We start from the raw sequence: 14941 nt of genomic DNA, 5'->3' as shown, positions 1-14941 counted from the left end.
GTGAGTGCCCACACAGATTGCTTGATTCAAATTGTTAAAGAGCGTCACGCTTATCGCGTTGAGGAGGCGCATCTTACGCTCCTCACTTCGAAAGTCAAGCGGTTGTTTTCGCTTTTCTTTCGGCGCCCACCTCGCTAGGAAGCTGGCTCATCAGTGCGGCGTGTTCCGCCGTGCTGGTAGGGGCGCATTATAGGGAGCCGGGCCGGGATGACAAGGGATTTTTAGCCAAAACGGTGCGACCGCTCACTTTTTGCCCTCAAACCACCAAAACAACCTGATTAGCCCCTGTTACGCCGACTTTTTGTTCGATTCCTGCTGGCGCGCGTCTATATAGCTGAGCCAGCGGTCTGCGCGCTCCTGCCAGACGCTTCCCCCTTCCGCTTTCAGTTCACGGGCCAGCACCATGGCTTTCTGATATTGCTGCTGGTTGAGCAGGGCTTGCACCAGCTGTCCCTTGACCCTGCGCCCCTGCTCGCTGCGATGTTGCCCCGTCGCCGCCAATTGCGTCATGGCCGCCTCGGTTTCCCCCCGCAGCAGCAGCAGTTCGGCCGCCCGCAATCCGGCATCTGTCTGGGCTGCCTGCCTGGCCAGGGTCTGCCAGCTGACGATGGCCTTGGGCCACTCCCTCGCCCCTTCCCACAGCTGGGCCAACAGACGCTGGTTTTCCACATTCTGCTTCAATTGCCCTTTCGCCATGGCATTTTCCAGCAGGCGGGCTCCGCGATAAGGCAAGCCTTGCCAACCATAGAGGCGAATGAGCTGAGTGCGGGTCGACGCTTCGTCCATCAGGCCGCGATCGAGGGCAGTCTGCAGCAGAGCCAGGGCCTGATCGCCCCGCTTGGCCGAGATGTTCAATGCGACGGCCTGTTGCCACCAGCGGCTCTCGTTCGGTTCACGGCGGATCTGCTCCCCCGCCTGATCGGCGGCTTGGGCATAGCGCTGCAGGGAGGTCAGGGCCGAGAGACGGATCAGCGCCACCGGCTTCTGCCAACCCTGCTTGAGCAGCTGATCGCTCTGGCGGATGGCTTCGTCGTACTGCTTGTCATGGTAGTAGAGGCCCGCCAGACGCAGCCTGAGTTCGTTGCTCGGCTGCTTGGCCAATACGGCGCGATAGCTGCTGATGGCGCCACGCCAGTCCGACTGCTGGGCCTGGATATCCCCCTTCAGGCGCAGCAGCTGAAGCAGTTGCGCCTCTGGCCACTCTTTATAGGAGAGCGCCTGTTCCACATGGCGGCTCGCCTGGGCCGTCTGCTGCAAGTTGGCAGCCAGGGAGGCATTGAGCTGCGCCAGCCAGGCACGTTCCGACTCGGAACCCGGTTTGAGTTCGCGGGCCCGGCTCTGGGCCTGCTGGAACTGGCCGGACTGATAAAGCTTGAGCACGGGTGCCAGTTGACGAGAGAAGAGCGGGCTCACCTCCATGGCCCAGCTGCTCGCACTCATCAGGGCCAACAGGCAGATCCAGATCCGCAACATAATCATGACTCCAACTTGAACTTGAGGGTGATCACCTGGGACAGCTTGTCGCTCGCCCCCGGCCTGGGTTGGTAGCGCCACTTGCTCACCGCCTGAATGGCGGCGCGCTCGAACTGGCGTCTTGGCTTGGCGTCGACCACGGTCACATCCTGCACTCGCCCCTCGGCATCCACGCTGAAGCTCAAGGTGACGAATCCTTCGATGCCCGCCTGCTGCGCCCGATAGGGGTAGCTGGGTTCGATCCGTTGCAACGGGGTCAGGATATCGCTGCTGCCGACCCCCCCTAGCTGGCCATGGGGATTGCCCGCGGCGACGGGGGCCGGGGTTGGCGCCGCCATCACCCCGGGGGCCGCCACCTGCACCGGGCTCAGGTCGGCGACCAGATCCAGGCTGGGCTGAACCGTGGGCAAGGCCGGGGTTGGCGGCGTCGGCATGGGGCTCAGGGAGAGGGCAGCCGGAGGCTCGGGCAGGGGCTCCGGCTTGGGCGGGATGGGGCGCTCGCGCTGCGCCACCTCGCTCTGCTCGGCCTGCATCCGGATGACGATGGGGTCCTGCTCGCTGCTCTGGGCCCGCTCCCTGGGCGGTTCGACCAGCGCAGCCATGAACAGCAGTATGCCCAGGCTCAACAGCAGACCCAGGGCCAGGCTCATCAGCTTCCACTTCATGGCGCGGACACCGCCACCGCTATGTTGGCGACGCCGGCGGCCTTGGCCTCGTCCATCACCCGCACCACCTTGCCATGGGGCACCCGCTCGTCGGCCTGGATCACCAGACTGGATTCGGGCTGTTCCGCCAGCATGCGTGCCAGGCTGGCCTGCACCCTCTCGATGTCGATCTGCTTGCGATCGAGGAAGATCTGCCCCTGCTCGCCGATGGCCAGCATGATGCTGGAGGACTTCTGCGCCTTGGCCTGGCTCGCCTGGGGTCTGTTGACCTCGAGCCCGGCCTCGCGCACGAAGGAGGTGGTCACAATAAAGAAGATCAACATGATGAAGACGATGTCGAGCATGGGGGTCATGTCGATCTGCACTTCATCACGCACGCGCTTGGGTTGGCGTCTCATGGTAATACCTTCTCTTCGCGCAGCCCGTCCCGGGTGCCAGCCAGGGCGCGTTTGGCCTGGCTGTCGAGACGACTGAGTAACAATACGCCGAGCAGGGCGACCACCATGCCCGCCATGGTGGGAATGGTGGCGCGGGAGATCCCCCCCGCCATGCTCTCGGGATTAAAACGATTGGCCGCGGCCAATGCATCGAATACGCCGATCATGCCGGTCACAGTGCCCAGCAACCCCAGCATGGGGCAGAGCACCACCAGGGTGCGGATCAGGATCAGGTGGCGACCCAGCTCCAGCTCGGCCTGAGCCAGCCAGCGGCCGCGAATGGCGCGGGCATGCCAACTGCCGTGTTCCGCCCTGGCCTGCCAGTCCGCCTGCAGCCGGCGGCGAAGGGCGCCGTAACCCAGGTTGAGATAGAGCAAGCGCTCGATGATCAGGATCCACATCAGCGCCAGCATGGCCAGGATGACCCAGAGCACGGGACCGCCTCGGCCCATGAAGCTCTGCACCTGGTGCCAGACATCCAGCATCATGCCGCCCGCTCCGTGCGAACCTTGCCTTCCGCACGCTCAGCCAGAATGCCGGCCACCTGCTGTTCCAGCACGTTGGAGAGCTCGACGAAGCGCGACTGCAACAGGCTATGGGAGAGGATGAGCGGGATCGCCGCCACCAACCCCATGACGGTGGTGATCAGCGCCATCGAGATGCCGCCGGCCATGATCTTGGGATCGCCCGTACCAAACAGGGTGATGGACTGGAAGGTGCCTATCATGCCGGTCACGGTGCCGAGCAGCCCCAGCATGGGCGCCAGGGCGGCGATCACCTTGACCATGCCAAGGCCTCGTTCCAGCCGTGGCGTCTCTTGCAGGATGGCCTCATCCAGCCTCAGTTCCAGGGTCTCCATGGGGATCTCGGGATGCTTGTCCGCCACCAGCAGCACCCGCCCGAGGGCGTTGTCGGTATGATAGTCACCGCTGGCAAGCTGACGACGCACCCTGCCCAGCTCGCGAGAGAGGCTCCAGAGCCGCACCGCAGCGATGCCAAGGCCAATCACGGCCAGCAACACTATGATGGCGCCCACCTTGCCACCCTGCTGGATCTGCTGCCAGAGGCTGGGGGCCTGGGTCTGCATGGCGAGCAAGACCCCATGGGAGGGGTCGATCACGGCAGCCTCTCCCTCAGCGCCGCCATAGGCGAGGGCGGCACCGTTCAGGCTGGCCGGCAGGCCGAGCACAGGGGCCAGGCCATCGGCCCCGGCTTGCAGCAAACCATCCTGCCCCACCAGCATGAAGCTGCCGATGCGGGTCACCTGCTGGGTGGCACTCGCCCCCTGACCATTGAGTACATCCGCCTCGAAGCGGGTCACCTGGGCAGATCCTTCTATCTCCTGCATCAGCAGGGCAGGCAATTGAGCCAGGGCGGCGCGATCCGGCACATCCTGCTCCTTGCTCATCTGCTGCAGCGGCAGCAGGCGATCGGCAAACTGTCCCTGCATGGCCGAGCCGCCGAGCAGCTTGACCGCATCGCCGGCCCCCTGACGCGCGACGGCAAAGACCTGATCCATGTCGCTGGCCGCCTGCTGCCACTGGGCCTTCAGCTCACCCAGCCGTTTCTCGTTGTCGGCAAATTCGCTCGCCAGCTGCTTGCTCTGTTGCTGGGCGGCATTGAGCCTGGCGCGGGCACTGGCCAGGCTCTTGCTGACGTCGCCGAGCTCCTGGCTGGCCTCTTGCTCCCTGAGTTGTTCCTGGGCCTGCCAGTTCTCGCTGGCCAGGGCGGGTTGAGCCAGCATCAGGGCAATGATGAGGGGAAGCTGTTTCATGACTGGGTCTCCTGCAGGGCCACGGAGAGCGGCAGTTGCAACAACTGGGGTACCCCCTTGTCTTTTGCCATGGCAAAGGCGTCGGAGAGCGGGCTGAGCCATTGGCTATCCAGCGGCTGCCAAGTCTTTTCCTGTGCCGACCAGCGCCAGGCCAGGCTGTGATCCGCCGTCATGGCCAGCAGAGCCACCCGGCCCACGGCCAGCACCTCTACCCGGCGCGGCGCGCCATCCAGGGTCAGCTCGGCCGAGTAGGCATCGAGCCGATTGCCGTATTCGGCCTCGATCTGATAGGCCTGCAGCAACTGACGAAACTTCTCCGCCTCGCTCACGTCGCTGCGGGAAAGGGTCGCTTTCAACCCTTCGACCCGGGCCAACCGCTCCTCTTTACGCAGTGGCACGTCGCGTTGCACCAGCTCGGCCAGTTCGCTCTGCATCTGCAGCATCAGCGGGATCAGGCCCTGACGGGTCTCCTCCACCGCTCCGAGCTGACTCTCGAGGCGAGTCAGCTCGCCGCGCTGATCCTCGACCAGAGAGCGCATGTAGCTGTTGTAGGCTTCGAGATCGCGCAGCTGCAGCTCGGCATTTTGCAGCTCCTGCCGTGCGGCCATGGCGGCATCAGCCGCCTTCTCAACGCGCTGCTGAGACGCCTGACCGGCGGCAATGCTCGCCTTGAGGCTGGGTTTGACCAAATCGTCGGCACAAACCGAGAGAGAGATCGATAATGGCAACAGGGCCAGACACCATAACTTGCTCATAGGATGAATCTTAACAATGATAACTATTCTCATTATTTCAAATGATGGCGCGAGTATCAATCGACATCCCCCCTTGGCCTGAGAGGAAAAAAGCAGGATAATTTTTAGACAAATACGGGATTTACTGGCGTTGGCATAAGCAACACCAAATTTATAACTAAAAAATATCTTTTCGATCAGCGAGATAGCGGTCGAAACGGGAGAATAGAATGTTTAACGACGCCATATGGGAACACATAGACAGGTTTGCCAGGGCCAAGAAAACCAGCGACATTCAGCAGCTTCTGGAGCGTTTCAGCCACCAGATGGGGTTTGATTACTTCCGCTTGCTGATTATTTTTCCCATCAGCATGCAGAAATCCCACGTCGCCCTGTTCAACAACTGCCCCACCAGCTGGTTCAATGCCTATTCGGAGAAGCAGTTCCTGACCCAGGATCCCGTGGTGCATCTGGGCCTGAAACAGACCCAGCCCATCTTCTGGAACCAGCTCGACTGCACCTCCCCCTGGTTGCCCAGCGCCAGCCAGGAAGTGATGAACCTGGCCGCCGACTTCGGCGTGCGCAATGGCGTCTCCTTTCCGCTGCACACCCCGCAAGGGGAACACGGCATCCTCTCCTTCATCACCAAGGAGCGCTCCGACTCCGAACTGATGTTTGAAAACGTTCCCTTGCTGTCGTTCTGCGCCAGCTACATCTTCAATTCGGCCCTGACCCTGATCAAGGCCAGGCCGGACCTGATGAAGTACCTGACCGAGCTGTCGGATCGGGAGAAGGAGTGCCTGTTCTGGGCCAGCGAGGGCAAGACCTCCTGGGAGATAGCCACCATACTCGGCATCAGCGAGCGCACCGTGAACTTCCACCTCAACCAGGTGACCAACAAGACGGATTCCAAGAATCGCAGCCAGGCCATCGCCAAGGGGATCTCCAGCGGCATCATAGTGCCCTCCCTGACCGACGTGACCATCACCAACCTGCGGCTGTCATAGCCCGGTTTGCCAAAACAAAAAGAGCCGCAAATGCGGCTCTTTTTGTTGTTCAAGACAGCATTATTCCACGGTTACGGATTTCGCCAGGTTGCGCGGCTGATCCACATCTGTGCCCTTGATCAGGGCCACGTGGTAGGAGAGCAGCTGCAACGGCACGGTATAGACGATGGGCGCAATCATCTCTTCCACGTGGTTCAGGCTCATCACCCGCATGGTCTCGTCGCTCTTGAAGCCGGCGTCGGCATCCGCGAACACGTAGAGGATGCCGCCGCGGGCACGCACCTCTTCCACGTTGGACTTGAGCTTCTCCAGCAGGTCGTTGTTCGGCGCCACCACTATGATGGGCATCTCGGCATCGATCAGCGCCAGCGGGCCATGCTTGAGCTCACCGGCGGCATAGGCCTCGGCGTGGATGTAGGAGATCTCCTTGAGTTTGAGCGCCCCCTCCATGGCGATGGGGTACTGGCTGCCACGACCGAGGAACAGGCTGTGGTGCTTGTCGGCAAACTCTTCGGCCAGGGTCTCGATCTGCTTGGCCAGAGCCAGGCTCTCCTTGATGCGCAGTGGCAGGGCTTGCAGCGCCTTGACCAGTTCGGCCTCGGCGGCGGCGCTCAGGTGGCCACGGCAGTGACCGACGGAGGCCACCAGCATCAGCAGGCCGGCCAACTGGGTGGTGAATGCCTTGGTGGAGGCCACCCCGATTTCTGCCCCCGCGCGGGTCATAAAGGCGAGATCCGATTCGCGCACCAGGGAGGAGCCCGGCACGTTGCAGATGGCGAGCGAGCTCATGTAACCGGACTCCTTGGCCAGACGCAGGGCCGCCAGGGTATCGGCGGTCTCGCCGCTCTGGGAGAGGGTCACCAGCAGGCTGTTGGGGCGCACCACCGACTTGCGGTAGCGGAACTCGGAGGCGATCTCCACGTCGCAGGAGACGCCGGCGATCTCCTCGAACCAGTAGCGGGCCACCATGCCGGAGTTGTAGGAGGTGCCGCAGGCCACGATCTGGACGTGCTCGACCTTGTCGAAGATGGCACGGGCGCCGTTGCCGAAGGACTCGACCACCACGTGATCGCTGCCCAGGCGGCCTTCCAGGGTGTTGGTGATGGCCTTGGGCTGCTCGTAGATCTCTTTGAGCATGTAGTGACGATATTCACCCTTGTCACCGGCATCGTGGGAGAGCTCGGACTCCAGCTCCTCGCGCACCACTGCATTCCCGTCGGTATCGAAGATGTGCACGTCGCGACGGGTCACCTCGGCCACGTCCCCCTCTTCCAGGAAGATGAAGCGGCGGGTCACCGGCAGCAGGGCCATCTGGTCGGAGGCGATGAAGTTCTCGCCGATGCCGCGGCCGATCACCAGGGGGGAGCCGGAGCGGGCCACCACCACGCGGCTGTCGTCACGGCTGTCCATCACCACTGTGCCGTAGGCGCCGCGCAGCTGCTTCACCGCCACCTGCATGGCCGCCAGCAGGCTGGGGGCGGATTTCAGCTCGTGGTGCACCAGGTGGGCGATCACCTCGGTGTCGGTGTCGGAGCTGAACACATAGCCCAGCGCCTGCAACTCTTCCCGCAGCGCTTCGTGGTTCTCGATAATGCCGTTGTGCACCACGACTATATGCTCGGAGACATGGGGGTGGGCATTGCGCTCGGACGGCTCGCCATGGGTAGCCCAGCGGGTGTGGGCAATGCCGGTGCCGCCGTGGACGGACTGCTCTTCCAGCGCCTTGGCCAGTTCGGCTACCTTGCCGAGGCGACGCACCCGCTGCAGCGGCTGGTTGGCGCTGAACACGGCCACCCCGGCGGAGTCATAGCCGCGGTATTCCAGACGGCGCAGGCCCTCTACCAAAATTTCAGCCACATCACGTTGGGCCACGGCCCCGACGATGCCACACATAGACTTCTCCTCAAGACGTAATAAACGGAAATTGATTTGGATGGTTCAGATAAAAATGTCAGCCAGTCCTGTCAGCCAGCAACCGGGGCGCAGATCAGCGTGATCCCCCTGGCTTGAATTTGTTCTCTGGCCGAGGTGGCCAGCCCTTCATCGGTCACCAGGGTATGGATGCTCGACCAGGGCAGCTCCAGATTGGGGATCTTGCGGCCTATCTTCTCCGACTCCACCATGACGATGACCTCGCGGGACACCTCGGCCATCACCCTGGAGAGGCCCACCAGCTCGTTGAAGGTGGTGGTGCCCCGCTCCGGATCTATGCCATCGGCGCCGATGAACAGCTGGTCGAAGTCATAGGAGCGCAGCACCTGCTCCGCCACCTGACCCTGGAAGGATTCGGAGTGGGGATCCCAGGTGCCGCCTGTCATCAGCAGGGTGGGTTCGTTCTCCAGCTCGCGCAGGGCACCGGCCACGTTGAGGGAGTTGGTCATCACGATGAGGCCGCGCTTGCTGCCCAGCATGGGGATCATGGCGCTGGTGGTGCTGCCGCTGTCGATGATGATGCGGTTGTGATCGCGGATCCGTTCGGCGGCGGCGCGGGCGATGGCCAGCTTTCGTTTCGAAACCTGATCCGGGTTGCTGTCCACCACCATCTCGCTCGGCAGCGGCACGGCGCCACCGTAACGACGCAGCAGCAGGCCACCGGTCTCCAGCACCGCCAGGTCCTTGCGGATGGTCACTTCCGAGGTGGAGAAGTGCTTGGCCAGGGCATCGACGCTGACTTCCCCCTGCTCCTGCACCAGGCTCACTATGGTGTGACGGCGCTGCTGTGTGTTGCGTTTGTTCATCTTTAAGTTTCGATTCGAAAGAATGTCGAAATATTAATGCCTTTTCGGGAAAAATCAAACGGCAAATAGGATCCGATGTGGTTCGATGCCAGAATGAAGGGCCAATTTGTGACGAGGACGCCATGGACAAACGACTCATCTGGCTGGTGGAAGATGAGGCCAGCATTGCCGATACCCTGATCTACGCCCTGCAGACCGACGGCTTCGAGGTGGAGTGGTTCCCCCTCGGCCAGCCGCTGCTGGCGCGACTGGAACAGACGCGACCCGATTTTCTGATCCTGGATGTGGGGCTGCCGGACATCAGCGGCTTCGAGTTGTGCAAGCAGGTACGAGGCCGCTGCGACACCCCCCTGATGTTTCTCACCGCCCGCAGCGAGGAGATAGACAGGCTGATAGGGCTGGAAATTGGCGCCGACGATTATGTGGCCAAGCCGTTCTCGCCACGGGAGGTGTGTGCCCGGGTACGAGTGATACTGCGCCGCAGCCAGCCGGTCGCCACCCAACCGAGCCAGTTGCTGGCACTGGATGAGGAGCGGGCACGCATCAGCTTTCACGGCCAACCGCTGGCCCTCACCCGTTACGAGTACCTGCTGCTCAAGACGCTGATGCAGGCACCTGGACGGGTCTACTCTCGTCAGCAGTTGATGGATCTGGTGTGGAGCGGGGCGGAAGAGAGTCTGGATCGCACCGTCGACACCCACATCAAGACCATTCGCGCCAAGCTGCGGGAACGTGACCCTGACGCCAACCTGATCCTGACCCATCGCGGGCTGGGCTACAGTCTGGAACTGGCATGAGGATCTGCCTGCAGCAAGCATATGGTCTGGTGCCCGGATACAAACGGATAGAACTGGTATGAGAATAGGACTGCAACTGCTGTGCGGACTGGTGCTGATCTTCGCGCTGGCGGCCTGGTTTGTGCTGGAGATCTTCGTCGAGGAGATAAAACCCGGGGTGCGCAGCGCCACCGAAGATACCCTGGTTGACATGGCCCAGATGCTGGCACCGCTGGCACTGGACGATCTGCAGGAAGGAAAAATGGCCGATGGCAGGCTGGCCAGCGCCTTCGCCCGCCTCAACCAGAGCCCCATCAATGCCCTCATCGACGGCCACCTCAAGCAGCAGGCGGAGTACCGCATCTATGTGGTCGACGCCAAGGGCAAGGTGGTCTACGACTCGGACGGGGTGGATCTGGGCAAGGACTATTCCCGCTGGAACGACGTCTACCTCACCCTGCGCGGCGAATATGGCGCCCGCAGCACCCGCAGTGACCCCGACGATCCCGCCAGCTCGGTGATGCACGTGGCCGCCCCCTTGCGGGAAGGAAAGGACATTCTGGGCTCCCTCACCGTCGCCAAGCCCAACCGTACCCTGCTGCCCATGATAGAGCGCAGCGAACACCAGCTGCTGAAAGGGGCGGCCCTGCTGCTGTTCATCTCGCTGCTCATCGGCGCCCTGCTGGTGTGGTGGCTCACCCGCGCCATCGGCAAGCTGGTTCACTACGCCGATGCTGTCAGCCAGGGGCAGCCCGCCAACCTGCCGCGCCTCTACAGCCCGGAGCTGGACCGACTCGGCCGCTCCCTCGAGACCATGCGTCGCCAGCTGGATGGCAAGGCCTATATCGAAGCCTATGTCCACAGCCTGACCCACGAGCTCAAGAGCCCGCTGGCCGCCATTCGCGGGGCGGGGGAGATCCTGGCCGAGGCGCCGCCGCCGGACGCCGCGAAACGCTTTATCGGCAACATCAATCTGGAGACGGCCCGCATGCAGCAGCTGATCGAACGCATGCTGCAACTGGCACGCCTCGAATCGGGGCAGGGGCTGGACAGGCAATCCGTCGAGCCGGCCCGGCTGGGCAGACGGGTGCTCGATGCCCGCCAGATCCAGGCCCAGCGCCGCCAGATCACCCTGCACGCCGAGCTGGGGGAGGGCCAGAGGCAGAAGTGGGACCCCCTGCTGGTGGAGCAGGCGCTCGGCAACCTGCTGGACAACGCCCTCGATTTCTCTCCCATCGGCAGCACCCTGGCGCTGAGCGGCGCCGTGGAGCAAGGGGGTTACTGCTTCCGGGTGTGGGATCAGGGGCCAGGCATTCCCGACTATGCGCTGCCCAGAATTTTCGAGCGCTTCTACTCCCTGCCCAGACCCGACAAGGGCAAGAGCAGCGGCCTCGGGCTCAGCTTTGCCATGGAGGTGGCGCGCCAGCACGGCGGCCGACTGACCCTTGCCAACCAGCCAGGAGGCGGCGTGCTGGCCGAACTCTGGCTGCCCGGCAGTTGAGGGCACTTCACACCAAGCACACAGAACCGGACTAAGCTGCGCCTCCTCGATGCCGACCTTCCCCGTCGATGCGCATTCCCATGAATCAAGGAGATAGATATGCCCCGTCTGCTGTTGTCCGGCCTGCTTGCCGCCGGTCTGCTCTGTTCATTGCCCGCCAGCGCCGCGTCCGGCTGCATGCTGTTTGCCGATGGCAGCGGCAAACCCTTCAGTAGCCAGGGGGAGTGCGCCGCCCAGCTGCCCCCTGCCTCCACCTTCAAGATCCCCCTGGCCCTGATGGGCTATGACAGCGGCTTCCTGGTGGATGAGCAGCTGCCCGCCCTGCCATTCAAACCCGGCGACGATGACTGGTTGCCAGCCTGGCGCGAGACCACCACCCCGAGCCGCTGGCTAACCTACTCTGTGGTCTGGTACTCCCAGCGCCTCACCGAGTGGCTGGGGATGGAGCGCTTCCAGCGCTACGTGGACAGCTTCGACTACGGCAACCGGGATCTCTCGGGCAACCCGGGCAAGCACGACGGTCTGACCCAGGCCTGGCTCAGCACCAGCCTCGCCATCAGCCCCCAGGAGCAGGCCCGCTTCCTCGGCAAGATGGTGAATGGCAAGTTGCCGGTCTCCGCCCAGACGCTGCAGCACACGGCCAATATCCTGCGTCAACCCGACATCGATGGCTGGCAGATCCACGGCAAGACCGGCATGGGCTACCCCAAGCTGCTGGATGGCAGCCTCAATCAGGATCAGCAGATCGGCTGGTTCATTGGCTGGGCCAGCAAGCAGGACAAGACGCTCATCTTCGTCCACACGGTCGTGCAAAAACCCGGCAAGCAGTTCGCGTCCCTCAAGGCGAAGGAAGAGGTCTTTGCCGCACTGCCGGCGCAGCTCAAGAAGATGTGATTGCTCCCACCGGCGCCTGGCGCCGGTTTTTTTGTCCCCCTTCACCGCCACTTCACAGGGCCCCATCTTCCCTTCACCCGACCCCGGCACACTCCCGTTCAACAACAAGGAGAGGCGTCATGGTCAAACAGATTTTCACCCACAAGATAGTGCTGTTGCCGTTGCTCAGCCTGCTGATGATGATCCCGGTTCACGCCATCATGGAGCTGAACCGGGAGCGCCAAGTTTACCGCTCACAAGCCATCAAACAGATAATGGCCAGTACGAGTGGACCGCAGCGCCTAACGGGCCCCGTCATCGTCCTCCCCTACACACGCGAACTGATCCTGACCGATGGCAAGGAAACCAGGAGGGAGGTGGAGACACGCTACCGCTACCTGTTGCCAGAACAGCTCATTGCCACGGCTAACATGGAGGTCACGCCACGCAAGCTTGGCATCTACCAGGCCCAGGTGTATCAGGCCAACGTCACTCTCACCGGCCAATTGCCAGCACTCCCTGATTGGCAGCCCCCACGCAACAGCGTTCCCGGCCAACCCTATCTCAGCCTGACCGTCTCAGATGCGCGCGGCATTACTCAGATCCCGACCATCACCCTCAACAACGAGCCACTGACCGTCACCCCCGGATCCCGGCTTGGCACCCTGCCCGGCGTGCATGTCCCGCTGACGACCAGACAACTGCAAGGAGGGAAATTCGATGTCAGGATTTCCCTGCAGGGCATGGAGAAATTCACCCTGATCCCGGTCGGTCGTGACAGCAAGCTGGTCTTGTCTGGTAACTGGCCCCACCCCAACTTCCTCGGTGATTTCCTGCCAGCCATCCGCACCGTAAACGAGCAAGGTTTCAATGCCGATTGGCAGACCAGCTGGTTTGCCACAGACATGGAAAACAAGTTCCACGAGATGATCCAGAGGGACTCGGAACGTCTGCCCAGCTTCAGCGTCAGCCTGGTGCAGCCGGTGGATCACTATCAGCTGAACGAGCGGGCGGCCAAGTATGCCCTGCTGTTCATCGGCCTCACCTTCCTCAGCTTCTTTATGTTCGAGCTGCTCAAGGGACTGAGGGTGCACCCTATCCAGTACGCCCTGGTGGGCATGGGGCTGGCCATCTTCTATCTGGTGCTGCTGGCGCTGACCGAGCACCTGGGCTTTGGTTGGGCCTATCTGGTCGCCAGCCTCGCCAGCGTATCGCTCAACGGCTTCTACCTGAGCCATGTGCTGGGCGGCCCGAAACAGGGAGTGGGATTCGCCGCCCTGCTGGGGCTTGTCTACGCCATCCTGTTCGGCCTGCTGCAGGCCGAGGAGACAGCCCTGTTGCTCGGCGCCCTGCTGCTGTTCGCCATCCTGGCGCTGGTCATGGGGCTGACCCGCAAGCTGGACTGGTATGGGGTGATGGGCAACCCGCCCCCTTCCTCTGCCCCGAGCCAGGAGGGCTGAAAACGAAACCGGCGCCCTGAGGGCGCCGGTTTCATTTTATTGATCGGGTATCACTTCTTCTTGACCGGACGGACCCAGTGCTTGATGTGGCGCTGGGGCACCCGGGTGATCACCAGCTCGTGCTCGGCCACATCCTTGGTGATGGTGGAGCCGGCCCCCAGGGTCGCCCCCTTGCCGATGCGCACCGGCGCCACCAACTGGGTATCTGAGCCGACGAAGACGTCATCCTCAATGATGGTCTGGAACTTGTTCACCCCATCGTAGTTGCAGGTGATGGTACCGGCCCCTATGTTCACCTTGGCGCCAATGTCCGCATCCCCCAGATAGGTCAGATGACCACACTTGGAGCCCACACCGAGCCGGGATTTCTTCATCTCGACGAAGTTGCCGACGTGGGCATCCTGCTCCAGCACGGCCCCCGGGCGCAGGCGGGCGAAGGGGCCGACCGAGCACTGATCCGCCACCAGGGCACCCTCGATGACGGAGTAGGGCTTCACCTCGCTGTGATCGCCAATCTCGCAATCCTTGAGGACGCTGCCGGCGCCGATGCGCACATGGTTGCCGAGCTTGACCCTGCCCTCGATGATGACGTTGACGTCGATCACCACCTCTTCACCGATCTCGAGCGTGCCGCGCAGATCGAAGCGGGCGGGGTCTATCAGGGTAGCGCCGGCGATCATCAGCCTCTCGGCCTGCATCTGCTGATAGCTGCGCTCGAGGGCCGCCAGTTGGACCCGGTTGTTGGCCCCTTCCACCTCCATGGCGCTGTCCGGATGGACCGCGGCGATGGGGCAACCATCCCCATGGGCCATGGCGATGACGTCGGTGAGATAGAACTCCCCCTGGGCGTTCTTGTTGTCCAGACGGGACAGCCAGCCACGCAAATCGGCGCCCTTGGCCACCAGCACGCCGGTATTCACCTCGCGGATGGCGAGCTGTTCGGCATTGGCATCCTTCTGCTCTACGATGCCGACCACTTGGCCGTTTTCACGGACGATGCGGCCGTAGCCGGTGGGGTTGTCCAGCACCACGGTCAGCAGCGCCATGCCGTCGTCGGTCTTGGCGGCCAGCAGCCGTTGCAGTGTCTCTGGCTGGATCAGCGGGGTGTCGCCGTAGAGCACCAGCACGTCGTCTTCATCTTTCCAGAACGGGATCGCCTGGGCGACGGCATGGCCGGTCCCCAGCTGCTGGGCCTGCAACACCCAGTTCAGATCCGGGGCGGCGATCCGCTCTTTCAGCAGCTCGGCGCCGTGGCCATAGACCAGGTGCAGTTGCTCGGCCCCTATCTGGCGGGCGGTGTCGATCACATGGGACACCATGGGTTTGTTGGCGACAGGGTGCAGCACCTTGGGCAGTACGGAGCGCATGCGGGTACCTTTACCCGCAGCCAGGATCACGACGTTGAGAGACATAGCCAGCCTTTGAAACATGAAGAAATGCTCGGCGGAGTCTATCGAACGGGCAAAAAAAAAGCGACCCGAAGGTCGCTTTTGATAGTACCGC

General features: G+C 62.8%; 14 protein-coding genes. 5 read left to right on the top strand and 9 right to left on the bottom strand.

The genetic code is table 11. The features are described 5' to 3' along the window. Window positions 1-288: 288 nt before the first annotated feature. The 6 genes from ACLHZ1_RS16295 to ACLHZ1_RS16270 are packed head-to-tail and all read right to left on the bottom strand — an operon-like array spanning window position 289 to window position 5104. Complete coding sequence (locus ACLHZ1_RS16295) at window positions 289-1473, bottom strand: hypothetical protein (RefSeq protein WP_427262919.1); 1185 nt, start codon at window positions 1471-1473, stop codon at window positions 289-291. A 2-nt stretch (window positions 1474-1475) separates the two neighbouring features. Further along, entirely contained in the window at window positions 1476-2138 is a 663-nt protein-coding gene (locus ACLHZ1_RS16290) for an energy transducer TonB (protein ID WP_427262918.1), read from the bottom strand. Then, complete coding sequence (locus ACLHZ1_RS16285; protein WP_427262917.1) at window positions 2135-2536, bottom strand: ExbD/TolR family protein; 402 nt, start codon at window positions 2534-2536, stop codon at window positions 2135-2137. The genes ACLHZ1_RS16290 and ACLHZ1_RS16285 overlap by 4 nt, the downstream gene beginning before the upstream one ends. After that, on the bottom strand, window positions 2533-3063 hold the full coding sequence (locus tag ACLHZ1_RS16280) for a MotA/TolQ/ExbB proton channel family protein (protein ID WP_408795751.1): 531 nt from the start codon (window positions 3061-3063) through the stop codon (window positions 2533-2535). Before ACLHZ1_RS16280 ends, ACLHZ1_RS16285 begins: the two co-directional genes overlap by 4 nt. Next, complete coding sequence (locus tag ACLHZ1_RS16275; RefSeq protein ID WP_427262916.1) at window positions 3060-4349, bottom strand: MotA/TolQ/ExbB proton channel family protein; 1290 nt, start codon at window positions 4347-4349, stop codon at window positions 3060-3062. The genes ACLHZ1_RS16280 and ACLHZ1_RS16275 overlap by 4 nt, the downstream gene beginning before the upstream one ends. Next, on the bottom strand, window positions 4346-5104 hold the full coding sequence (locus ACLHZ1_RS16270) for a DUF3450 domain-containing protein (protein ID WP_427262915.1): 759 nt from the start codon (window positions 5102-5104) through the stop codon (window positions 4346-4348). The genes ACLHZ1_RS16275 and ACLHZ1_RS16270 overlap by 4 nt, the downstream gene beginning before the upstream one ends. A 209-nt stretch (window positions 5105-5313) precedes the next feature. On the opposite strand from ACLHZ1_RS16270, the gene ACLHZ1_RS16265 reads away from it, so the two are divergent. Beyond that, entirely contained in the window at window positions 5314-6090 is a 777-nt protein-coding gene (locus ACLHZ1_RS16265; RefSeq protein ID WP_042000438.1) for a helix-turn-helix transcriptional regulator, read from the top strand. A gap of 60 nt (window positions 6091-6150) precedes the next feature. On the opposite strand, the gene glmS is transcribed toward ACLHZ1_RS16265, so the two are convergent. After that, window positions 6151-7983, bottom strand: coding sequence for a glutamine--fructose-6-phosphate transaminase (isomerizing) (glmS, locus tag ACLHZ1_RS16260; protein WP_427262914.1), 1833 nt, complete (start codon window positions 7981-7983; stop codon window positions 6151-6153). Window positions 7984-8054: 71 nt separating this feature from the next. Beyond that, window positions 8055-8828 carry a DeoR/GlpR family DNA-binding transcription regulator gene (locus ACLHZ1_RS16255; protein WP_427262913.1) on the bottom strand — a complete coding sequence of 258 codons (774 nt, stop codon included), beginning with the start codon at window positions 8826-8828 and terminating at the stop codon, window positions 8055-8057. Window positions 8829-8950: 122 nt separating this feature from the next. Here ACLHZ1_RS16255 and blrA point away from each other — a divergent pair, with 122 nt between their 5' ends. From blrA to creD, 4 genes are all read left to right on the top strand, one after another. After that, window positions 8951-9625 (top strand): beta-lactam response regulator transcription factor BlrA, encoded by a 675-nt coding sequence (gene blrA, locus ACLHZ1_RS16250; protein WP_427262912.1) that lies wholly within the window; start codon window positions 8951-8953, stop codon window positions 9623-9625. A gap of 58 nt (window positions 9626-9683) precedes the next feature. Beyond that, a complete protein-coding gene (gene blrB / locus ACLHZ1_RS16245) occupies window positions 9684-11105 on the top strand; it encodes a beta-lactam sensor histidine kinase BlrB (protein WP_427262911.1) in 1422 nt (473 codons plus the stop codon). A 99-nt stretch (window positions 11106-11204) separates the two neighbouring features. Next, on the top strand, window positions 11205-11999 hold the full coding sequence (gene blaOXA, locus ACLHZ1_RS16240) for a class D beta-lactamase (protein ID WP_427262910.1): 795 nt from the start codon (window positions 11205-11207) through the stop codon (window positions 11997-11999). Between the two features lie 119 nt (window positions 12000-12118). Beyond that, complete coding sequence (gene creD / locus ACLHZ1_RS16235) at window positions 12119-13438, top strand: cell envelope integrity protein CreD (RefSeq protein ID WP_427262909.1); 1320 nt, start codon at window positions 12119-12121, stop codon at window positions 13436-13438. A 50-nt stretch (window positions 13439-13488) separates the two neighbouring features. On the opposite strand, the gene glmU is transcribed toward creD, so the two are convergent. Beyond that, on the bottom strand, window positions 13489-14850 hold the full coding sequence (gene glmU / locus ACLHZ1_RS16230; protein WP_427262908.1) for a bifunctional UDP-N-acetylglucosamine diphosphorylase/glucosamine-1-phosphate N-acetyltransferase GlmU: 1362 nt from the start codon (window positions 14848-14850) through the stop codon (window positions 13489-13491). Between the last annotated feature and the right edge of the window lie 91 nt (window positions 14851-14941).

This window comes from Aeromonas sobria, from assembly GCF_050266975.1.
Lineage (GTDB): Bacteria > Pseudomonadota > Gammaproteobacteria > Enterobacterales > Aeromonadaceae > Aeromonas > Aeromonas sobria_B.
This window is presented reverse-complemented; position numbering and strand designations above follow the sequence as displayed.

Excerpts from the sequence above, each read along its gene's own strand:
- ACLHZ1_RS16295 (WP_427262919.1), bottom strand. The coding sequence starts at position 1,473 with ATGTTGCGGATCTGGATCTGCCTGTTGGCCCTGATGAGTGCGAGCAGC.
- ACLHZ1_RS16290 (WP_427262918.1), bottom strand. The coding sequence starts at position 2,138 with ATGAAGTGGAAGCTGATGAGCCTGGCCCTGGGTCTGCTGTTGAGCCTG.
- ACLHZ1_RS16285 (WP_427262917.1), bottom strand. The coding sequence starts at position 2,536 with ATGAGACGCCAACCCAAGCGCGTGCGTGATGAAGTGCAGATCGACATG.
- ACLHZ1_RS16280 (WP_408795751.1), bottom strand. The coding sequence starts at position 3,063 with ATGATGCTGGATGTCTGGCACCAGGTGCAGAGCTTCATGGGCCGAGGC.
- ACLHZ1_RS16275 (WP_427262916.1), bottom strand. The coding sequence starts at position 4,349 with ATGAAACAGCTTCCCCTCATCATTGCCCTGATGCTGGCTCAACCCGCC.
- ACLHZ1_RS16270 (WP_427262915.1), bottom strand. The coding sequence starts at position 5,104 with ATGAGCAAGTTATGGTGTCTGGCCCTGTTGCCATTATCGATCTCTCTC.
- ACLHZ1_RS16265 (WP_042000438.1), top strand. The coding sequence starts at position 5,314 with ATGTTTAACGACGCCATATGGGAACACATAGACAGGTTTGCCAGGGCC.
- glmS (WP_427262914.1), bottom strand. The coding sequence starts at position 7,983 with ATGTGTGGCATCGTCGGGGCCGTGGCCCAACGTGATGTGGCTGAAATT.
- ACLHZ1_RS16255 (WP_427262913.1), bottom strand. The coding sequence starts at position 8,828 with ATGAACAAACGCAACACACAGCAGCGCCGTCACACCATAGTGAGCCTG.
- blrA (WP_427262912.1), top strand. The coding sequence starts at position 8,951 with ATGGACAAACGACTCATCTGGCTGGTGGAAGATGAGGCCAGCATTGCC.
- blrB (WP_427262911.1), top strand. The coding sequence starts at position 9,684 with ATGAGAATAGGACTGCAACTGCTGTGCGGACTGGTGCTGATCTTCGCG.
- blaOXA (WP_427262910.1), top strand. The coding sequence starts at position 11,205 with ATGCCCCGTCTGCTGTTGTCCGGCCTGCTTGCCGCCGGTCTGCTCTGT.
- creD (WP_427262909.1), top strand. The coding sequence starts at position 12,119 with ATGGTCAAACAGATTTTCACCCACAAGATAGTGCTGTTGCCGTTGCTC.
- glmU (WP_427262908.1), bottom strand. The coding sequence starts at position 14,850 with ATGTCTCTCAACGTCGTGATCCTGGCTGCGGGTAAAGGTACCCGCATG.